Source organism: Streptomyces sp. 2A115, from assembly GCF_052245575.1.
Taxonomy (GTDB): domain Bacteria; phylum Actinomycetota; class Actinomycetes; order Streptomycetales; family Streptomycetaceae; genus Streptomyces.
In genome coordinates this window covers 160,396-178,763 of sequence record NZ_JBQQCG010000010.1, presented here as the reverse complement: position 1 = coordinate 178,763, position 18,368 = coordinate 160,396, and the positions used below count along the sequence as shown (strand labels likewise).

Sequence of the window (18,368 nt, the reverse complement as noted above, 5' to 3'; positions counted from 1 at the left end):
AACAAAGGGTTAACAGCACATCGCCGAATGGGGAATCGGCCTCGGATCGGCGCACGAATAGGCTGGGTTCACCATTCCGCCACGCGTCGTTCACCTGGCATCTCACCACCGGTCAAGACGAATGCCGGGCCGCCGCCTAACGTCGCATGGGTGGTCAAGCTCTCCGTCATCGTGCCGTTCTACAACGTGCAGCAATATGCACCCGACACCCTGAAGAGCCTGCGTGCGAACGCACGCGAGGACTTCGAATTCATTCTCGTCGACGACTGTTCGCGCGACGAGACACCGGACATCCTCGCGCGCGCGGAGCGCGAGCTCCCGGGTGCGGTGCATGTCAGACACGAGCAGAACGGAGGGCTGGCCACCGCACGCAACACAGGCATCGACGCGGCACGCGGCGAGTACCTCACGTTCCTCGACGGGGACGACTGGCTCGCCCCCGGCTATTACGAGCAACTCCTGGCCAGCATCGAGGACTTGGGCTGCGACTTCGTCCGCACCGATCATGTCCAGTGCACCGCGCGGGCCCGCAGCATCCACCGGGTGCCGCACGGGCGGCGGGGTGTCGTGCTGAATCCGCGCGACGCGATCCTGCCCGCCGACCGCTCCACGTCCGTCGACTACGCGTACGCGTGGGCGGGCATCTACCACCGCCGGCTGGTCGAACGGGGCGTACTGCACTTCACCGACGGGTTGCGGACCGCCGAGGACCGGCCCTGGATCTGGAAGCTGCACCGGGAGGCGGAGTCGTTCGCCACGGTGGGGCTGCTCGGCGTGTTCTACCGGCGCGGGGTCGCCTCCTCGCTGACGCAGATCGGCGACGTCCGGCAGCTCGATTTCATCCGCGCATTCGACCAGGTGGTAAGAGAAACGGCAGAGGACCGGGACGCGGATAAACTCCTCCCGAAGGCCGTGCGGACCTACTGTGCGATTATTTCCCACCACCTGGGATCCATCGAAAGGTTCGAGCCACCCGTGGCACGGAAATTGAAGTCGATGAGTGCCGTCGCCTTGCGGCGCATGCCGCAGGACGTCCTCGACGACGCCCTCGACTCCATGGACGTACAGCGCGCGACGCGCCTGCGCCGCCTGCGCCGCCGTCCCGTCTCCGCGGGGGTGGCCGCGTGACCACCCAGATTTTCATGGCGTCGACGCTGTACGGGACGGCGACGCTCGCCGCGGCCGTGGACGCCGACTGTTTCCGGCCCGCCGGCCGGCGCATCCTGCTCGTCTCCAACAACGCGGCGACGCCCGAGACGGCCACGGGTATCGACGGGATGCCCGGCTTCGAGCAGTTGCGCGGCCGCTTCGACGACGTGGTCTCGTGGAACGAGACCATCTCCCCTTACCACCCGGGCGGTTGGTCCCCGCGGCCCGACGACGTCCCACTCTGGGAGCGGTATCTGCGGCTCGCCTGGGGGCTCGGTGACGACGACGTCGAACTGGCCGTGGAGTCGATCCAGGTCAACCCGGCGCTCGGCGTCTCGCAGATCTTCATGGGCGCGCCCGTCACCGTCTACGCGGACGGCCTGATGAGTTACGGCCCCACCCGCAGCAAGATCGACCCGCTGGTCGGCACCCGCATCGACCGCGTGCTCCACCTCGACCTGGTGCCGGGCCTGAAGCCCCTGCTGCTCACCGAGTTCGGTGTCGAGCCGGAGATAGTCCCCACGGACGCGTTCTCGAAGGTGCTCGCCGAACTCGAGGACACGGGCGACGAGTTGCCCGCGATCGACGAACCGGCCCTGCTGCTCGGCCAGTACCTCTCCGCCCTCGGCATCCTCACCGCCGAGGAAGAGGAGAACCTGCACGTACGGATGCTGAAGGGCGCCGTAAAGCTCGGCCACAACCGTGTCGTCTTCAAGCCGCACCCCAGTGCCCCGGCCCGCTGGTCGCGCGCTCTGGAGCAGGAGGCCGAGAAGATCGGCGCCGACCTCACGGTGCTCGACACGTCGGTCCTCGCCGAGGTCCTCTACCAGCGGATGCGTCCCGCGCTGGTCGTCGGCTGCTTCTCCACCGCACTGCTCACCGCGTCCGCGCTGTACGGCCTGCCGGTCGCCCGCATCGGCACGGAGACGCTCCTCGAACGCCTCACGCCGTACGAGAACAGCAACCGCGTCCCGGTCACGATCGTGGACGCCCTGCTGCCCGAGCTGGCGGACCGCGCCGCGGTCACCGAGCAGCGCCCCGGCATGGACACCGGTCAACTCACCGATCTCGTACGGGCCGTGGGCTACGCGATGCAGTCCAAGATCTACCCGAGTCTGCGACCGGCCGCCGAGCAGTACCTGACGCGGCGTCTGAACGACCGCACCTGGCGTTACTTCAAGCGCCGACGCCTCACCTCGCTGGGGCTGCCCGGCGCGGTGCCCTCGCAGTTGGCCTTCATCCCGCGCAACGCGACCGTGAGACGCGTGGCCCGCCGTGCCCGATCCATCAAGAGGGCAACGCTGGGATGAGTTCCGTGGAGTCGACGCCCGTCCCGACGCCCTCTCCGGAGGCGGGCACCCGCATCACCCCCACCCCCCGGATCGTCCCCCAGAAGCGCGTGCCACGCCTGCGCGCGCTCGACGGGCTACGGCTGATCGCCGCGCTGATGGTCGCCGCTTACCACTACGGCGGCCGCGACGGCGAGGTCGCGCAGGCCTGGGGTTCCTCCCCGAAGCTCCAATTCCCCACGCTGCACGAGTGGTTCGCGTACGGCTGCCTGGGTGTGCAGATCTTCTTCGTCATCAGCGGCTTCGTGATCTGCATGAGCGGCTGGGGACGAACTCTGCGTTCGTTCTTCGCCTCGCGGGCGTCGCGGCTGCTGCCGTCGTACTGGGCGGCGGTCGTCCTCGTCACGGTGGTCTTCGCGCTGCCGGTGGTCGCGTACAAGGCCGTCTCACCCAGCGACGCGCTGGTGAACCTGACGATCATGCAGCAACCGCTGGGCGCGGACCGGGTGTTGGGTGTCTGCTGGACCCTCTGGGCGGAGATCCGCTTCTACGCCCTCTTCGCGCTGTGCGTCGTCCTGCCGGGCGCGACCCGGCAGCGCGTCATCCTGTTCTGCGCGGGCTGGACGCTTGCCGCCGCGCTCGCGCAGTCGGCTGGGGGCACCTCCCGCTCGAGCGGAGCCGAGGGTGGGGGAGAACCGCTGCTCGACCTGGTCCTGATGCCCGAGTACGCGCCGTTCTTCATCGGCGGCATCGGCCTGTACCTGGTCCACCGTGACCGGCACGACGCGTACGCCTGGGGCATCGTCGGTGTGAGCTGGCTGATCGGCCAGCACTACGCGGTGGCGCAGTTGTGGCACGCACCCAACCCGGACTACTTCTCGTACCGCACCTCGACCGGGATCATCCTCGTGGTCACCCTCGGCTTCCTCGCGGTCGCCGCGATCGCCCTGGGCGCGCTGAGCGGCGTGAACTGGCGCTGGCTGACGGTGGCGGGCGCGCTCACGTACCCCTTCTACCTGATCCACGAACACCTGGGCTGGGTCGCCATCCGGGCCTACCACCAGGGGCTGCACCTCCCGTCGTACGTGACCCTCCCGCTGACGACGGCGACGATGCTGGCCCTGGCGTGGCTGCTGAACCGCTGTGTCGAGGACCGGTTGACCCCACGGCTGCGCTCGGCGCTGGCGAGACCTCGCTGACGGTCTTCGATCGGCTCGGCTAGCTGATCCCGTAACGCGTCTCGATCCCCGTCAGCAGCACCCACAGCGCCTCTTCGAAGTGCTCGTCGTAGCTCTCGAAGATCTCCGCGCCCGCGGCCGCCGACAGGGGGAACTCGGACAGCAGCTCGGCGCGTTCGGTCATGTCGTAGCCCTCGCGGCGCTCCCCCGGCATGGGCCGCACACCCTGCTCCTCGGTGACGAAGCCGATCGTGAACAGGTACGCCGTCGTGGTGGCGCGTACCGCCTGCTGGAGGGTGAACCCCGCGTCCATGAAGGTGCGCAGGTTCTCCTCCATCTGGGCGGCGTGCTCGGTGCCCGTGAAGCGGGAGCCGCTGAAGACCTTGGCGCCGTCCCGGTAGCTGAGGAGCGCCGCGCGCAGGCCGCGGTTGGCCGCCAGGAGCCGCTCCCGCCAGTTGGCGTCCGGTGCGATCGGGACACCGGCGACCATCCGCCGGTACATCTCCGTCGCCATCTCGTCGAGCAGCGCCTGCTTGTCCTTGAAGTGCCAGTACAGGGCGGGCGCTTTGACGTCCAGTTCCTTGGCGATGGCCCGCAGGGTGAGCCCTTCGAGGCCGACCTCGTTCAGCAGTCGCAGCGCGGTGTCGGCCACGCGCGCACGGTCGATCTTTCCGGCAGCCACGTCCGCACCCTATCCGGCGGTTTCCGCCTGGCTTCCTCCTGCGCTTCCCCTTGACAGCTTAACCCCGTTAAGGGGATTCTCGGCGCATGGAACTTAACGGCGTTAAGGAGCTTGCTGTACTGGTTGTGGGAGCCGGGCCCACCGGCCTCGCACTCGCCGCCGACCTCGCCCGGCGCGGCGTTCGGGCGGTCGTCGTGGAACGATCCGACGGGCTCTTCCCGGGCTCGCGGGGCAAGGGGATCCAGCCGCGGACCATGGAGGTCTTCGACGACCTCGGTGTGCTGGACGGGATACGGGCGGCGGGCGGCACGTACCCCGTCGGGATGATCTGGCAGGACGGGAAGCGCCGGGGCGAACACCGGATGTTCGACGAGACCGTGGCGACGGAGGCGGAGCCGTACGCGGGCGGCCCGTGGATGGTGCCTCAGTGGCGGACGCAGGAGATCCTGCTCGCGCGCCTGGAGGAGCTGGGCGGGGGCATCGACTTCGGACGGGAGCTCGTGGGGATCGCGCAGGACGCGGACGGCGTGACCGCGTCATTCGCCTCGGGTCCCCCGGTCCGCGCCCGCTACGCCGTCGCCGCCGACGGCGGCCGCTCGGCCGTGCGCCGCGCGCTCGGCATCGGCATGACCGGGGAGACCGTGGACCCGAGTCCGACCCTGGTCGCCGACATCCGCGTGACCGGCCTCGACCGCGACAACTGGCACGTCTTCCCGCCCGCCGACGGCCAGGGCTTCCTGACGATCTGCCCGCTGCCGCACACGGACGACTTCCAGCTGGTCGGCAACTTGGTCGGCGGCTTCGAGGACCCGGCCACCGAGCCGGACCTCTCCCTCGACGGCATACGGAAGCTGGTCGCCACGCGGACCCACCTCGCCCCTGACGACGTGACCGAGGTGCGCTGGGCCTCCGACTTCCGGCCGCGAGCGGCGATGGCGGACCGGTTCCGGGAGGGCCGGATCTTCCTCGCGGGCGACGCGGCACACGTCCACTCACCGGCGGGCGGGCAGGGCCTGAACACCAGCATCCAAGATGCCTACAACCTGGGCTGGAAGCTCGGTGCTGTCCTGCGCGGCGCGGCTCCCGAGTCCCTCCTCGACTCGTACGAGGAGGAACGGCTGCCCGTCGCCGCCGAGATGCTCGGTCTGTCCACCCGGGTCCACCGGGGCGAGGTCAGGCGCGGCGCGGCCACGCAGCAGCTCGGACTCGGCTACCGGGGCTGCTCGCTGGCGGTCGAGACCCGGGAGGGCCTGCCGGAGGACGCACTCCACGCCGGCGACCGCGCACCGGACGGCATCAGTGGCGGCGTGGGCGGCGGCGCACACGAGGTACACGGCGCACACGGGATACGCCTCTTCGACGCGTTCCGGGGGCCGCACTGGACGCTGCTGACGGTCGGCACGGAGGAGCGCCTGCCGACGCTCTCCGTCCCCACCGTCCGGATTCCGTCGTACGAGGCGTACGGGACCGGGGTGTTTCTCGTACGGCCCGACGGTCACGTCGGGTGGGCGGGCCGTACGGCGGAGGGGCTGGTGGCGTACGCGGCCCGAGTGGGCGTCGCCCAGGCCGGGCCGATTCCGCCCACGATCACCCATACGGAGTAACTGCCCAGGTCAGAAGGCATCCGTAGGCACGTAAGCCCCCCAAACCTCCCGCAACGTATTGCACACCTCGCCCACAGTCGCCCGAGCCCGCAGCGCGTCCTTCATCGGGTAGAGCACGTTGTCCTCTCCCTCCGCCGCCTTCTTCATGGCTGCCAGCGCCGCGTCCACCGCCCCCTGGTCCCGCTCGGCGCGGAGCTTGGCGAGGCGTTCCGCCTGCTGGGCCTCGATGGCCGGGTCGACGCGAAGGGGTTCGTACGGCTCCTCCTCGTCGAGCTGGTAGCGGTTGACGCCGACCACGACGCGCTCGCCGGAGTCGGTCTCCTGGGCGATGCGGTACGCGCTGCGCTCGATCTCGCCCTTCTGGAAGCCGTGCTCGATGGCGTTGACCGCGCCGCCCAAGTCCTCGACCTTGGCCATGAGTTCAATGGCCGCCGCTTCCACGTCGTCGGTCATCTTCTCGATGACGTAGGAGCCCGCGAACGGGTCGACCGTCGCCGTCACGTCCGTCTCGTACGCCAGCACCTGCTGCGTACGCAGCGCAAGGCGGGCCGACTTGTCCGTCGGGAGCGCGATCGCCTCGTCGAAGGAGTTCGTGTGCAACGACTGCGTGCCGCCGAGCACCGCCGCCAGGCCCTGGACGGCGACCCGCACCAGGTTCACCTCCGGCTGCTGCGCCGTCAGCTGGACGCCCGCCGTCTGCGTGTGGAACCGCAGCATCAGCGACTTCGGGTTCTTCGCGCCGAACTCGTCCTTCATCACCCGCGCCCAAATCCTGCGCGCCGCGCGGAACTTGGCGACCTCTTCGAGGATCGTCGTGCGGGAGACGAAGAAGAAGGAGAGGCGGGGCGCGAAGTCGTCCACGTCCATCCCGGCCGCGACCGCCGTGCGCACGTACTCGATGCCGTCCGCCAGCGTGAACGCGATCTCCTGCGCCGGAGAAGCCCCCGCCTCGGCCATGTGATAGCCGGAGATCGAGATGGTGTTCCACTTCGGGATCTCGGTCTGGCAGTACTTGAAGATGTCCGCGATCAGGCGGAGGGAGGGCTTGGGCGGGAAGATGTACGTCCCGCGCGCGATGTACTCCTTGAGGACGTCGTTCTGGATCGTGCCCGTCAACTGCCCGGCCGCCACGCCCTGTTCTTCGCCGACGAGCTGGTACATCAGCAGGAGGAGCGCGGCCGGCGCGTTGATGGTCATCGACGTGGACACCTTGTCCAGGGGAATGCCCCCGAACAGCAGCCGCATGTCGTCGATCGAGTCGATGGCGACACCGACCTTGCCGACCTCGCCCGACGCGATCGGAGCATCGCTGTCGTGGCCCATCTGGGTCGGCAGGTCGAAGGCGACGGACAGGCCCATCGTGCCGTTGGCGATGAGCTGCTTGTAGCGGGCGTTGGACTCCACGGCGGTGCCGAAACCGGCGTACTGCCGCATCGTCCAGGGACGGCCCGTGTACATCGACGGGTAGACGCCGCGCGTGTAGGGGTACTGGCCCGGCTCACCCAGCTTGTCCGCCGGGTCCCAGCCCTCCAGCGAGTCCGGCCCGTATACCGGCTCGATGGGCAGTCCCGACTCCGACTCGCGCGCCATGGTTGTGCCTCCCGCTGAGTGACTCGTTGGTACGGACCGACCCTCGCCACGGACTGTAGCGGCGGCCGTGCGGCCGGTGGAGAGCCCCAGGCTGGGAGCTTGCTCACAGCCTGGATGAGACCCCGCTCACAACAATGCCCCGTAGTTCGCAACCAGGCACGCGCGGGAAACATCTCATGGGGCACCAAGGCACGTCTCGGGTGCCGCCAGGGCACATCGGGGATCGGTGAGCAACGGGGGGTCCGGATGCGTACAACCGTCATGTGGAGATCAGTCGCGGCGGTGGCGGCGCTCGCCGCGGTGAGCGCCTGCACCGTCCAGGCGGTGGGTACGCCCGCCGAGACGCCGGCCCGTACGTCGCCGGCGCCGAGCCGCGCCCCGGACGACGCCAAGCCCTCGGCGCCCGCGGTGCCCTCGAAGCCCGCCGAGACGCGCGCGCCCGTACCCACGCCCAAGGTGCTGTGGTCGAAGGGCGACAAAGGCAGGGACGTACGCGAGGTGCAGGCCCGGCTGCGTCAGGTCGCCTGGCTCTTCGAGGGGCCGACCGGGACGTACGACTCCTCGACGGTCACCGCGGTCAAGGGCTTTCAGGGGAAGCGGGGGCTGCCGAAGACCGGGAGAACGGACTCCGTGACCTGGCAGCGGCTGCTGAGGATGACGCGCGAACCGGGCAAGTGGGAGCTGTACGCGTCGGGCGGCCAGCAGGCAGCGAAGCCGGACCCGCGTTGTATGACGGGCCGGGTGCTGTGCGTCAGCAAGACGAGCCGCACCCTGCGCTGGATGGTCGACGGCCGGACGGTCTCGACGATGGACGTGCGCTTCGGCTCGCAGTACACGCCCACCCGGGAGGGTGTCTTCAACGTCAGCTTCAAGTCGCGCCACCATGTGTCGACGCTCTACGACACGCCCATGCCGTACGCGATGTTCTTCAGCGGCGGCCAGGCGGTCCACTACTCATCGGACTTCGCGGCCACGGGGTACAACGGCGCCTCGCACGGCTGCGTGAACGTACGGGACGAGGGGAAGATCGCGGCGCTGTTCTCCCAGGTGCGCAGCGGCGACAAGGTCGTCGTCTACTGGTGACGGCCGTGCGGCGCGGAGAGTTCGTGGGCGCGGGCGGGACCGGGGGAACGTGTCCCGCCCGCGCCACTGTGCACAGAGCCGCGAGTACGGGGGGAACCCCGGCTCCGTGCGTCGGCCGATGACCAGTCGGCTCGCTTAGTACTGCGTTGGGACGGCTGAAAACGTCACACCCGGACGGCAGGAGCTGAGCGACGGGCCGAACGATGGCACGAAGTCGCAGGTCAGGCAGGTGACGAAGACGTGGACTCGGCGGGCCGGGCGTTGGCGTCCGGGCCCGGTGCCGGAGCAGATGCCGGGGCTGGAGCAGGCGCCGGTGTCGCCCATGGCCGGGCCGGGGTGAAGGTCGTGCGGTCGGCACGCCCGCCGCCGTTGTGGCCCTTGCCGTCGCCGCCCCGGTGTGTGCCCGGGCCCGGGCGGACGTGGTGGCTGTCGCCGTCCTCGTCGTCGTTGCCCTGGCCGTCCTTGGCGGTGTTGTCCTGGCCGAACCCGTCCTGACCGGAGGAACCGTTCTGGCCGGTTCCCTGGCCCTCCCGGGCGTCCGCGGAGCCGCTGCCGCCCCCGTTCCCCAGGATGGCCGTGCAGTACTTGCTCATGTCGGCGCCGTTCGCCGCGTCCTCCAGATTGCGCCTGCGGCCGGAGTCCAGGTTCTTGCCGTCGCGGTAGTCGCGGCAGGCGGAGGTGACCCCGTTCCACCACTGCTCGGAGCGCTTCTGCGGCCGGGCGCCGTCGGAGCCGGGGCGCTTGCCCGGGCCCGTGCCGCCGCGCGCCTCGTCGCGTGAGGAGGAACCCTCGCCGCTCTGGCCTCCGGTGCCGCCGTCGGGCGTCGGAGCGTCGGCGCCGCCGTCCGGCGTCTCCTTGGGAGACGGCGAGAGGAGCGGGCGGTCCGGCGTGACGGCGGCCGTCGCGGTGGAGCCGGATTCCGGTTCGTCGCCTCCGAACGGCAGTACGCCGGAGGTCCCGGCCACGGAGACCCCGCCGATCATCCCGGCGGCCAGCGCGGCGGCCAGCCCGTAGCGCACCGGGCGGGCCCAGCGGGAGAGGCGGCGACGGCCCGCGGGGGAACGGCCGAGGTGGATGAGGTCCGCTTCGGAGGAGGAGGACACGGAGGACACGGAAGACGGGGAGGACGTGGCCGCGGAGCGCGTACGGGCCCGGCGGCCGACGTCGGCCTGCTCGCCGTACCCGCCGGTGCGCGCCTTGCGGAAGGCGGCCAAAGCGGCGGCCTCACCAGGGAGTTCGTCGTTGGTCGGCGTGGGTTCGCCGGTCAGCGCGCCCAGTACTTCGGCGAGTCGGTCGGCCTGGTCGCGGGTGTCGGCGTCGGCGGTTTCGAGCGCCTCACCTCGCAGCAGTCGTTCCGCCGCGTCGCGGTCCAACCACTTGTACTGCTCATCGGCCATCACATGTCCTTCTGCGTCCGCGAACACGTATGCGTCACACCGGCGGACGACACCGCGCGGGTGCGCGGTTCTCTGTGCGGGGGGCGTTGTGGGGGTACCGAGCTCAGGGAGCCGACTGATTCCGGATCCGCGCCGAGCAGCTCCGCGAGCCGCTTCAGACCGCGGTGCGCCGCCGTGCGGACGGCGCCCGGGCGCTTGCCCAGGGTCTCCGCGGCGGTCTTCGCGTCGAGGCCGACGACGACGCGCAGCACCACGGCCTCCGCCTGATCCTGCGGGAGCTGGGCGATGAGGGAGAGCGTGTCGCCGGTGGAGAGGGCCTCGATGGCCTCACCGGCGGTGTCGGACTCGGCCGCCTTGCCGGTGAGCTCGGCCTCGTCGCCGCCTATCGCCGGGCGGCGGCCGCGCATCCGTATGTGGTCGAGCGCGCGGTTGCGGGCGATCCGGGCGGCCCAGCCGCGGAACCGGTCGGCGTCCCCGCTGAACCGTTCGAGATCCCGGGCTATCTGCAGCCACGCCTCGGACGTGACGTCCTCGGCGTCCGGGTCGCCGACCAGCGTCCGTACGTACCCCAGAAGCCGTGGATGCACGGCTCGGTACACAGTCCGGAACGCGGTCTCGTCTCCGTCCTGCGCCGCAAGCACCGCGGTGGTCAGCTCCGCGTCGTCCCCCAGCACCGCGCCCCTCTTTGCGCCTAAACCGGCACCGCTCTCGCGGACCGGGTTCTCGCCGTCGTGGTTGCTCAATTGATGGTTGCGGTCGTGGAGCGTGGGTGTAGCGCTCCGCCGCAGTCCGGCGCGAATGGCACGTTACGGCCTGAAAGCGCTCCCCGTCCATGTCAGTAGAGCGGGCAACCATCTCGTTCCGGCCCCGGAAGCGGCGTGGGGTGTGACACAAAACGCACGCGTGACGCTGTAGGAAGTACGGGCCGCCGCGCGGCCCGTGCCGCGCGACGGCCGGGGCCTCTCCTGTGGGGGGTGGCGGCCTCGGCCGTTGCCATCGGCGGAGGTCAGCGGGATCAGCAGGGTCGGAGCGGCCGATGCCGCCGGCGCCGCCGGACTCGTCAACAGACGTTGTCAACAGGTGTTGCCAACGCGTGTTGTCAACGGGCGTTGTTCTGCGTGGAGCCCATGCCGGGAGCCTCCGACGGCTTGGCCGAAGCACTCGGCCTGGCAGACGCACTCGGCTTGGCCGAAGTGCTCGGCTTACCCACCTCGGGGTTACCTGCCTCGGGGTTACCCACCTCCGGGTTTCCCACCTCGGGGTCGGTCTGGCCCGGCTTCTCGGTCAACTGCTCGGCGCAGTACTTCTCGACGTTCTCCTCGCCGCCCGCGGCCCGCACCAGGCGCTGCCAGGCGGTCGCGTCGAGAGCCTGGCCGCGGCCCTTGACGGAGTCGTACGCGCGGCACTGCGCCTCGGTGTCCTGCGCGGACGAGGGCCGGTCGGAGGGGCCCTCACCCCGGCCCGAAGCGGACGAACCGGGCGCCGAGGTGGCCACGGCGTCCCGCGGGGCCCGATCCGGAGCACTGCTCGTCTGCTGCGGGCCTCGCCGCTCGTCCTCCGCCCCTCCGCCCGACCCGATGGCCGCGACCGCGACCCCGCCGAGCGTCACGCTGGCCAGCAACGCGGCCAGCGTCGCCCGCAACGACCACGCACTCCGCCGTGCCTTCTCCGGCCGCCAGTCGTCCCGCCGCCGGGTATGCGCCTGGGCCCCGAGCAGCCCTTCGTCCCGAGCCGCCCGAAAGGCGGCGAGGGCACGCCCTTCGGCCTCGGGGTCGATCGCGTCGGCACGTACGGCGGCGGCGAGGAGGGCGTCGAGGGCGGTCGGCTGCGGCGCACGACCGGAAGAAGCACCAGAAGGAGCACCAGGAGAGGCACCCGGGGCATGGCCGTTCGGCCGGCCGTCGGGGCCGTGTCGTTCAGGCATGTCCGAATCCACTCTCGCCGCCGCCCAGAGACTGCTTGCCGTTCATCTCGACTCCCCCAGCGTCCGGGGGCCGTCATCCGTCACACCCTCCACGCCGAGCTCGCGGGCCAGGCGCTTCAGACCCCGGTACGCGGCGGTACGTACCGCGCCGGGGCGCTTGCCGAGAACACGCGCGGCGGCGGGGCCGTCGAGGCCCACGACGACGCGCAGCAGCACGGCTTCGGCCTGGTCACGCGGGAGCCGTGCGACCAGTTCGAGGGCGTACTCCGTGGAGAGGGCCTCCAGGGCCTGTTCGTGCGTGTTGTGCGTGCCGGGCAGTTCGAGCATGTCCTGCTCGAGCGCCGACGCGCGCGGCCGTACTTTCTGCCGCCGCAGATGATCGAGCGCCCGGTGGCGGGCGATGGTCGCGGTCCAGCCGCGAAACCCCGCTCCGTCACCGCGGAACCGCCCCAGGTCCCGGGAGATCTCCAGCCACGCGTCCGACGCCACGTCCTCCGCCTCGTCGCCGACCAGCCCGCGCAGATACCCGAGCAACCCGGGCTGCACGATCCGGTACGCGACCGCGAAGGCGACCTCGTCCCCCTCCTGGGCCCGTCCGACGGCCACGCCCAGTTCGCCGTCGGACGCCTGTCCGCGGCGGGGTTCCCCTCGCTGGCCCAACACTGTCCTCGTTCGCACCGAGTTAGTTACCGAATCCGCACCACGCGCCACAGATTGCCGTGCACGCGTGTCCTCAAGCCGCTCTGCGCCGGACGCCACAGAAGTGTCACAGGCCGTCAGGGGTGACACCTTTCTCCGCACCCCCCGGCAGGCCCGCCCGCGCCCGCCCGTGCAGCTGCAGATAGAACGTCCGCAGGGACTCCCGCTCCCCCGCCTCGAACCGCTTCACGACCTTGCCCAACGGATTCCACACCCGACCGTCCGGCATCCGTACGCCCACCGGCTGCCCGAACAACTCACGCTGGCCCTCGTCGCATTCGACCCACACGGCACCGGCCCGCCGGACGAGCACCTCACCGGCGTAGACCCCGAGTCCGAACAGCGCGTGCCGTACGGTCGCGCGGTCCCGGCCGCCCTTGCGCAGGCCGTCGACGATGAAGTCGACGACCCGCAGGCTCGCGACGGAGTAGTCCAGCGGCAGTCGGTTGCGCGCCGTGACGTCCCGTACGAACTCCGCCGCGTGCCGCCGCATACGCAGTTCGGTCGCAGTTCGCAGTTCGGCGGGCGTCCCCAGCTGGGCAGGCATCCCCGGTTCGGCGGGCAAGCGCAGTTCGGTCCGCGGTCGTGATTCGGTCAGCGTTCGTGATTCGGCCCGCGCGGGAACCGTCCTGGCCGGGGCCGTCACACCCGCCCTCACACCCGCCCTCGCACTCGTCCTCGCCACCGCTTCCGCCCCCTCGTTCGGTCACGTCCGGACCGCGAGAGCACGGCCCGTCCGCTAGACCAAGCGGAGAGAGGGGCCGGAACATCACACGGCACCCGAGTGACAAAGGTCATGCACCGAGCCGCCGAAACCCGTACAACCATCTACGCTTCCCGCTCGTCTGACCGGCCCTGAAGTGACGTACAGCACACCTCTGTTGGGTGATGTTTGAATCCACCATGACGCTGAATTAGAAGCCACCCTGTGACGGGTGGGTTTTTTGTGAGGCTTTCCTAGGGGTGGGGTATTTGAGTCGCCGGACAACCCATGCGTACAAGCCGCTGAGTCTGAAGCGGAGAGCGTGGCTGACGATTGGGGCCGTGGTTCTGGGCGGGGCGGGCGCGGTGACGTACGCCGTCGCGAACCCGAGTGCGGACCCGGCCGTGGACACCGCGCGGAGCAAGCGGCCCGTGAAGGTGCACGAGCTCACGATGAAGAGCGACGGCACGGGCAGGCGTGAGGTCGAGCGGACCGGCACCGAGCCGTTCTCGCTGCTCGGCGTCTCCTGGACCGGCTCGAAGACCGTGCTGGACGGCACCGCCCAGGTGCGGACGCGCGACAGCGAGACGGGCAAGTGGACCGGCTGGCAGAACCTGGACCTGGAGGCGGAACCGGTCGACAAGGCCGAGCCGGACGCCAAGGAGGCCCGTGGCGCGTCCGATCCGCTGTGGGTGGGGCCGAGCGACGGCGTCGAGGCACGCGTCGTCGCCGCCGACGGTTCCGCGAGTGCCGGTCTGCCCAAGGGACTCGAGCTCAGCCTCGTCGACCCGGGCGTGACCGCCGCCGAGGCGAAGAACAAGGCGCTCGGTACGGTCACGGGCACCTCGATGGAGAACGCCGCCTTCGTCGCCGAGGACCCGACCGGTTCCGCGACTCCGACGGACTCCACGACCCCGGCCTCGGGTTCCCCTTCCCCGACGGAGTCCACGAGCACGGCCCCCGCGTCCAGCCCTCCGGCGGCCCCCACCGAGAGCACGTCGACATCCGCCTCCCCGCCGGCGCCGCCGGAACCGGACCCGGTCCCGACCGCGCCGCCGTCCACCGTGACGAAGCCGCCCGTCATCACCCGCGCCCAGTGGGGCGCCGCCGAGTCGACGGTCGAGGACCCGCCGGAGTACATCGAGAAGGTCAGCGCGGTCTTCGTCCACCACACGGTCGGTACGAACGACTACAGCTGCGCGGAGTCCCCGGCGCTGGTGCGCGGCATCATGGCGTTCCACGTGCAGTCCAAGGAGTGGAACGACCTCGGCTACAACTTCCTGGTCGACAAGTGCGGCCGGATCTTCGAGGGTCGCGCGGGCGGCATGGACCTGCCGGTGCGCGGCGCCCACACGTACGGCTTCAACGGCGACTCGGCGGGCATCGCCGTCCTCGGTGACTTCGAAGGCGCCGCCGCCACCGCCACCACTCCGGCGAAGCCCGCGGGCAGGCCGACCCGGGCCGCCCTGGAGTCCGTGGCGCGTGTCGCCGCGTGGAAGCTGGGCCAGTACGGGGGCGACCCGAGCGGCCAGGTCACGCTGACCGCCGGCGCCGACACGGGTGTGTGGAAGGCGGGCGAGCAGGCCACGCTCAACACGATCTCCGGCCACCGCGACGGCTTCGCCACCGTGTGCCCCGGCAAGAACCTCTACTCGAAGCTGAGCGAGGTCCGCCGGTACGCCTCCAGTCCCGGCAAGAACGCCGCGATCCCGACGGCCGACTTCAACCGTGACGGCATCGGCGACGTCGTCGCCGGCGTGCCCAAGGCGTCGAGCGGCGTCGGAAACGTCGTCATCGTGCCCGGCGGCCTGAACGGCCCCGTCTCGACGGGCAAGGTGCGGCTCACCCAGTCCAGCGCGGGCGTCCCGGGAGTCTCCGAGACGGGCGACAGCTGGGGCGCGGCCACGGCGTGGGGCGACATCAACGCCGACGGTTACGCGGACCTCGCGGTCGGCGCGCCCGGCGAGGACGACGGCTCCGGTCACGCGGACCGCGGCGCGGTGACGATCCTGTACGGCCCGAAGTTCGACGCCGACGCCGACACCATGGCGCTCGGTGACGACTACACCATGAGCGGCGCGAGGTTCGGCGCGACGGTCACGGTGGGCGACTTCAACGCCGACGGCAAGGCGGACGTCTTCACCGCCGCCACCGGAACCGGCGGCAACTGGGCGGCCCGATTCAACGACGGCCACGAGGTCGCGGGCGACATCACCACCACCTCCGGGGGCCTCGCGTACGCGGACGCCACGACCGGTGACTTCAACCGGGACGGCTACGCGGACGTGGCCCTCAACTACCGAGACCAGTCCGGCGTCGGCAAGGTCACCTGGTTCAAGGGCTCAAAGGCGCTGGGCCTGTCGAAGGTGTCCACGATCTCCGTGAAGGGCGGCCGCTCCATCGCCGCGGGCGACGTGAACGGCAACGGCTACGACGACATCGTCATCGGCCAGCCCTACACCTCGGAGTCCGGTGCCAAGGCGGGCGGTCAGGTCACCATGGTGCCGGGCACGTCGACCGGCTTCACCACCGCCGGGATGACGACCATCCACCAGGACACCACGGGTGTCGCCGGCGCCGCCGAGTCGGGCGACGCGCTGGGCTGGTCGGTCTCCGCCGGCGACCACAACGCCGACGGATACGCGGACGTCCTCGCCGGCGCTCCGAACGAGGACATCACCCGCAGCGGCGCCAACCAGGCCAACGCGGGCTCGGTCTGGCTCTTCAAGGGCACCTCGACCGGCCTCACCGGTACCGGTTCGCTGTCCTACTCCCAGGACACGACCGGCATCGCCGGCTCCACGGAGAAGGACGACAAGCTGGGCTCCGCCGTCTCCCTGGCGGACTACTCCGGCCATGGCCGCGCCCACCTGCTCATCGGCGCCGAGGGCGAGGACACGGGCAACGGCACGCTGCTGTATCTGCCGAGCACCGCCACGGGCGTCGCGGTCGCCAAGTCGGCGTACTACGGCGTCACCCAGCTGGGTACGCCGACCCGCGCGGGCCTGGGCCAGTTCCTGGCCCCGTAGCCACCGCAGCACGCTGTACGAAGGAGGCCGGGGCCCTGTGAGAACAGGGCCCCGGCCTCCTTCGTACTACCTTTCCCGCCTTTTCTGCCTTTCCCACCCTTCATGCCTCCGCGTCCGGACCGCCTCACCTCATCGCTTCGCGGCACAGCAGCCGCAGCGACCCGTCCCCCTCGAAGCAGCGCCGTGCCTCCGCCCGCGGGTCCCAGAGCCGGCCGTCGGGCGTACGCAGCACCAGTTCGCCGCCCGTCTCCAGCCACTCGGCGCCGGTGTGACGGGCGATCACCTCACCCGCGTACGCCCCGAAGCCGCGCAGCACGGTCTCGACGGCGGCGTACGGGGCTCCGTCCCGGCGTATCTGCTCGATCGTCCGGTCGACGCTCCACAGACTCTGCACCGAGTGGTCGAGCCGGAGCCGGGCTCCTTCCCGCATCGTCGTGATCGCGTCCGCCGCCCACCGGAGGGGCTTCGCCGCAGCCGGGGGCCTGGTTGTCCACTGTGCGTTCACACTCGCAAGAGCGCCGCCCTGACGGGATTCGTCACGCCGAAGCGGGTGGGTACGCCGGACCGGCGCAAGACTGTCGCAGGGCCCGCGCAGCGCACCCGCGGGACGCTCACCGCACGGTCACAGGGAAACGCTCAGACCCGCCCGCGCGCCCGTCGCGACACGACCGCGCGCAGGACGCGCCGCCCCTCGGTCGACAGGTCCAGTGCCTGGCGCAGGCCGGCCGGACCGTGGGCCGACAGCAGTTCCAGGATGGCGACCTGGCGACGCAACTCGGCGGCGACGAGGGGCGACATGTCCTGCGTACGGCCCTCGCGGCGGGACGTCACCGAGGAGGCGCCGTCGGCGGCGGCGTCGAGGAGCCGGTGGATCTGGAGCGCGGCGACCGAGCAGGCGTCGGCCCACTCGCGGAGCTTCGCGGCGGACCGCTCCACGGGGACCGCGCCGAGCATGCGGTGCGCGAGCACGGCGGCCTCGCCCTCGGCGGACGCGTCCCCCTCCGGAATCTCCGGCGTGGCGACCTTCGCGCGCGCCTGCTCGACGCGCTCGCCCCAGTCCGCGCCCCACTCGCCGTCTCTGTCGTCCTCGGCGAGGCTCGCCCACAGCGGCCGCAGGATCTCGTCGTCACCGCCCAACAGGGGCACGCACCGGTCCAGGCACGCCAGACCGCTGGCCGCCAGACCGCGCTCGTCGGCCTGAGCGATCAGTTCCACCAGGCTCATCACGCCTCCTTCGGTGGGGCTCCTCTGAATACGGAGCCCGCACTTCCCCTTACTGCGTGCACTGTGGCCGGAACGTCACACTGCGAGATGGCCGAAATCTACACGGGTACCTACCCGGGCGTCTCCGTGGTCATCTGACTGCCCTTCTGAGTGACTCTCTGTCTGGGCCTGCCTGGGCCCTCTGCATGGATCTCCGCCCGGGCCTCCGCGTGGATCCCCGCCCGGGCCTCTGCATGGATCTCCGCCCGGGCCTCCGCATGGATCTCGGTCCGGCCCTCTGCATGGACTTCTGCCTGACCCTCTACATGGGCACGACCCCGATCCGGTCCAGCAACCGGAAGAACAGCATCTCGGCGGAAGGGTCCGCGTCGGCGGTGAGCACTTCCAAAAGTGGTTCCTCGGTCACGGTGCGGCCCGACTCGGCGGCCCAGGCGATGGCCCGCTTGACGGCGTCGTGCGGCTCCAGGAAGAAGTCGTCGACGGTCAGCCCGTCCTCGTTCCCGCCGAGGTATCCAGCCATCGCGTCCCGTGCCAGGCACGTCGTCCACGCGCCGCTCTCCGGCGCGGCCGCCTCGACGACCACGCATTCGCTGTCCATGACGTACCCGAAGAGTGCCGGCGCGCCCGTCTCCTCCGCCAGGGCATTCATGTTCCCGACGTCACCCGTGGCGCCGTCGGGGGAGTTGGGGTACTCCCACACCTGCCAGCCGTCGTCCGCCCGCTCGTGCAGGGTCATGCCCGACGCTCCGGACAGCGCCTCCAGTTCCGCGAGAGGCAATTCGCTTTTCCCCACAACGAAATATCCCCAGTAGCCCAT

At 70.8% G+C, this 18,368-nt stretch carries 16 protein-coding genes; 6 read left to right on the top strand and 10 right to left on the bottom strand.

Annotated elements, in window-relative coordinates:
- The first annotated feature begins 150 nt into the window (after positions 1-150).
- Genes ACTWQR_RS12150 through ACTWQR_RS12140 form a run of 3 tightly spaced genes read left to right on the top strand, consistent with a single transcriptional unit; the run spans position 151 to position 3,637 of the window.
- The gene (locus tag ACTWQR_RS12150) at positions 151-1,128 is read left to right on the top strand and encodes a glycosyltransferase family 2 protein (protein ID WP_443227005.1); all 978 of its coding nucleotides are present in this window, start codon (positions 151-153) and stop codon (positions 1,126-1,128) included.
- Positions 1,125-2,459, top strand: a complete 1,335-nt coding sequence (locus ACTWQR_RS12145) for an alpha-2,8-polysialyltransferase family protein (RefSeq protein WP_443227004.1) — start codon at positions 1,125-1,127, stop codon at positions 2,457-2,459. The genes ACTWQR_RS12150 and ACTWQR_RS12145 overlap by 4 nt, the downstream gene beginning before the upstream one ends.
- Entirely contained in the window at positions 2,456-3,637 is a 1,182-nt protein-coding gene (locus ACTWQR_RS12140) for an acyltransferase family protein (protein ID WP_443227003.1), read from the top strand. The genes ACTWQR_RS12145 and ACTWQR_RS12140 overlap by 4 nt, the downstream gene beginning before the upstream one ends.
- Before the next feature lie 19 nt (positions 3,638-3,656).
- On the opposite strand, the gene ACTWQR_RS12135 is transcribed toward ACTWQR_RS12140, so the two are convergent.
- Positions 3,657-4,298 (bottom strand): TetR/AcrR family transcriptional regulator C-terminal domain-containing protein, encoded by a 642-nt coding sequence (locus ACTWQR_RS12135; RefSeq protein ID WP_443227002.1) that lies wholly within the window; start codon positions 4,296-4,298, stop codon positions 3,657-3,659.
- An 86-nt stretch (positions 4,299-4,384) separates the two neighbouring features.
- Between ACTWQR_RS12135 and ACTWQR_RS12130 the strand changes: the two genes are divergently transcribed.
- Complete coding sequence (locus tag ACTWQR_RS12130) at positions 4,385-5,902, top strand: FAD-dependent oxidoreductase (protein WP_443227001.1); 1,518 nt, start codon at positions 4,385-4,387, stop codon at positions 5,900-5,902.
- 9 nt (positions 5,903-5,911) lie between these two features.
- On the opposite strand, the gene ACTWQR_RS12125 is transcribed toward ACTWQR_RS12130, so the two are convergent.
- Positions 5,912-7,492, bottom strand: coding sequence for an acyl-CoA mutase large subunit family protein (locus tag ACTWQR_RS12125; RefSeq protein ID WP_443227000.1), 1,581 nt, complete (start codon positions 7,490-7,492; stop codon positions 5,912-5,914).
- A gap of 246 nt (positions 7,493-7,738) precedes the next feature.
- Here ACTWQR_RS12125 and ACTWQR_RS12120 point away from each other — a divergent pair, with 246 nt between their 5' ends.
- The gene (locus ACTWQR_RS12120; protein ID WP_443226999.1) at positions 7,739-8,575 is read left to right on the top strand and encodes a L,D-transpeptidase family protein; all 837 of its coding nucleotides are present in this window, start codon (positions 7,739-7,741) and stop codon (positions 8,573-8,575) included.
- A gap of 221 nt (positions 8,576-8,796) precedes the next feature.
- On the opposite strand, the gene ACTWQR_RS12115 is transcribed toward ACTWQR_RS12120, so the two are convergent.
- The 5 genes from ACTWQR_RS12115 to ACTWQR_RS12095 all read right to left on the bottom strand — a co-directional run bounded on the left by ACTWQR_RS12115 (position 8,797) and on the right by ACTWQR_RS12095 (position 13,142).
- Positions 8,797-9,972 (bottom strand): hypothetical protein, encoded by a 1,176-nt coding sequence (locus ACTWQR_RS12115; protein WP_443226998.1) that lies wholly within the window; start codon positions 9,970-9,972, stop codon positions 8,797-8,799.
- Positions 9,972-10,646: an RNA polymerase sigma factor gene (locus ACTWQR_RS12110; RefSeq protein ID WP_443226997.1), complete on the bottom strand. Its 675-nt coding sequence runs from the start codon at positions 10,644-10,646 to the stop codon at positions 9,972-9,974. The genes ACTWQR_RS12115 and ACTWQR_RS12110 overlap by 1 nt, the downstream gene beginning before the upstream one ends.
- 425 nt (positions 10,647-11,071) lie before the next feature.
- Complete coding sequence (locus ACTWQR_RS12105; protein WP_443226996.1) at positions 11,072-11,896, bottom strand: hypothetical protein; 825 nt, start codon at positions 11,894-11,896, stop codon at positions 11,072-11,074.
- A 42-nt stretch (positions 11,897-11,938) separates the two neighbouring features.
- Complete coding sequence (locus ACTWQR_RS12100; protein ID WP_443226995.1) at positions 11,939-12,556, bottom strand: RNA polymerase sigma factor; 618 nt, start codon at positions 12,554-12,556, stop codon at positions 11,939-11,941.
- Between the two features lie 106 nt (positions 12,557-12,662).
- Positions 12,663-13,142, bottom strand: a complete 480-nt coding sequence (locus ACTWQR_RS12095) for a hypothetical protein (protein WP_443227026.1) — start codon at positions 13,140-13,142, stop codon at positions 12,663-12,665.
- A gap of 497 nt (positions 13,143-13,639) precedes the next feature.
- Between ACTWQR_RS12095 and ACTWQR_RS12090 the strand changes: the two genes are divergently transcribed.
- Positions 13,640-16,327 carry an FG-GAP-like repeat-containing protein gene (locus tag ACTWQR_RS12090; RefSeq protein WP_443226994.1) on the top strand — a complete coding sequence of 896 codons (2,688 nt, stop codon included), beginning with the start codon at positions 13,640-13,642 and terminating at the stop codon, positions 16,325-16,327.
- Between the two features lie 124 nt (positions 16,328-16,451).
- Here ACTWQR_RS12090 and ACTWQR_RS12085 read toward each other — a convergent pair whose 3' ends face one another.
- From ACTWQR_RS12085 to ACTWQR_RS12075, 3 genes are all read right to left on the bottom strand, one after another.
- Positions 16,452-16,832, bottom strand: coding sequence for a hypothetical protein (locus ACTWQR_RS12085; protein ID WP_443226993.1), 381 nt, complete (start codon positions 16,830-16,832; stop codon positions 16,452-16,454).
- Positions 16,833-16,963: 131 nt separating this feature from the next.
- Positions 16,964-17,551, bottom strand: coding sequence for a hypothetical protein (locus ACTWQR_RS12080; RefSeq protein WP_443226992.1), 588 nt, complete (start codon positions 17,549-17,551; stop codon positions 16,964-16,966).
- Positions 17,552-17,852: 301 nt separating this feature from the next.
- Positions 17,853-18,368: a hypothetical protein gene (locus ACTWQR_RS12075; RefSeq protein WP_443226991.1), complete on the bottom strand. Its 516-nt coding sequence runs from the start codon at positions 18,366-18,368 to the stop codon at positions 17,853-17,855.

What these genes read in the sequence shown, in the direction of transcription:
- ACTWQR_RS12140 (WP_443227003.1), top strand. Translation starts at nt 2,456, where the DNA reads ATGAGTTCCGTGGAGTCGACGCCCGTCCCGACGCCCTCTCCGGAGGCG.
- ACTWQR_RS12130 (WP_443227001.1), top strand. Translation starts at nt 4,385, where the DNA reads ATGGAACTTAACGGCGTTAAGGAGCTTGCTGTACTGGTTGTGGGAGCC.
- ACTWQR_RS12125 (WP_443227000.1), bottom strand. Translation starts at nt 7,492, where the DNA reads ATGGCGCGCGAGTCGGAGTCGGGACTGCCCATCGAGCCGGTATACGGG.
- ACTWQR_RS12120 (WP_443226999.1), top strand. Translation starts at nt 7,739, where the DNA reads ATGCGTACAACCGTCATGTGGAGATCAGTCGCGGCGGTGGCGGCGCTC.
- ACTWQR_RS12115 (WP_443226998.1), bottom strand. Translation starts at nt 9,972, where the DNA reads ATGGCCGATGAGCAGTACAAGTGGTTGGACCGCGACGCGGCGGAACGA.
- ACTWQR_RS12105 (WP_443226996.1), bottom strand. Translation starts at nt 11,896, where the DNA reads ATGCCTGAACGACACGGCCCCGACGGCCGGCCGAACGGCCATGCCCCG.
- ACTWQR_RS12095 (WP_443227026.1), bottom strand. Translation starts at nt 13,142, where the DNA reads ATGCCTGCCCAGCTGGGGACGCCCGCCGAACTGCGAACTGCGACCGAA.
- ACTWQR_RS12080 (WP_443226992.1), bottom strand. Translation starts at nt 17,551, where the DNA reads ATGAGCCTGGTGGAACTGATCGCTCAGGCCGACGAGCGCGGTCTGGCG.
- ACTWQR_RS12075 (WP_443226991.1), bottom strand. Translation starts at nt 18,368, where the DNA reads ATGGGCTACTGGGGATATTTCGTTGTGGGGAAAAGCGAATTGCCTCTC.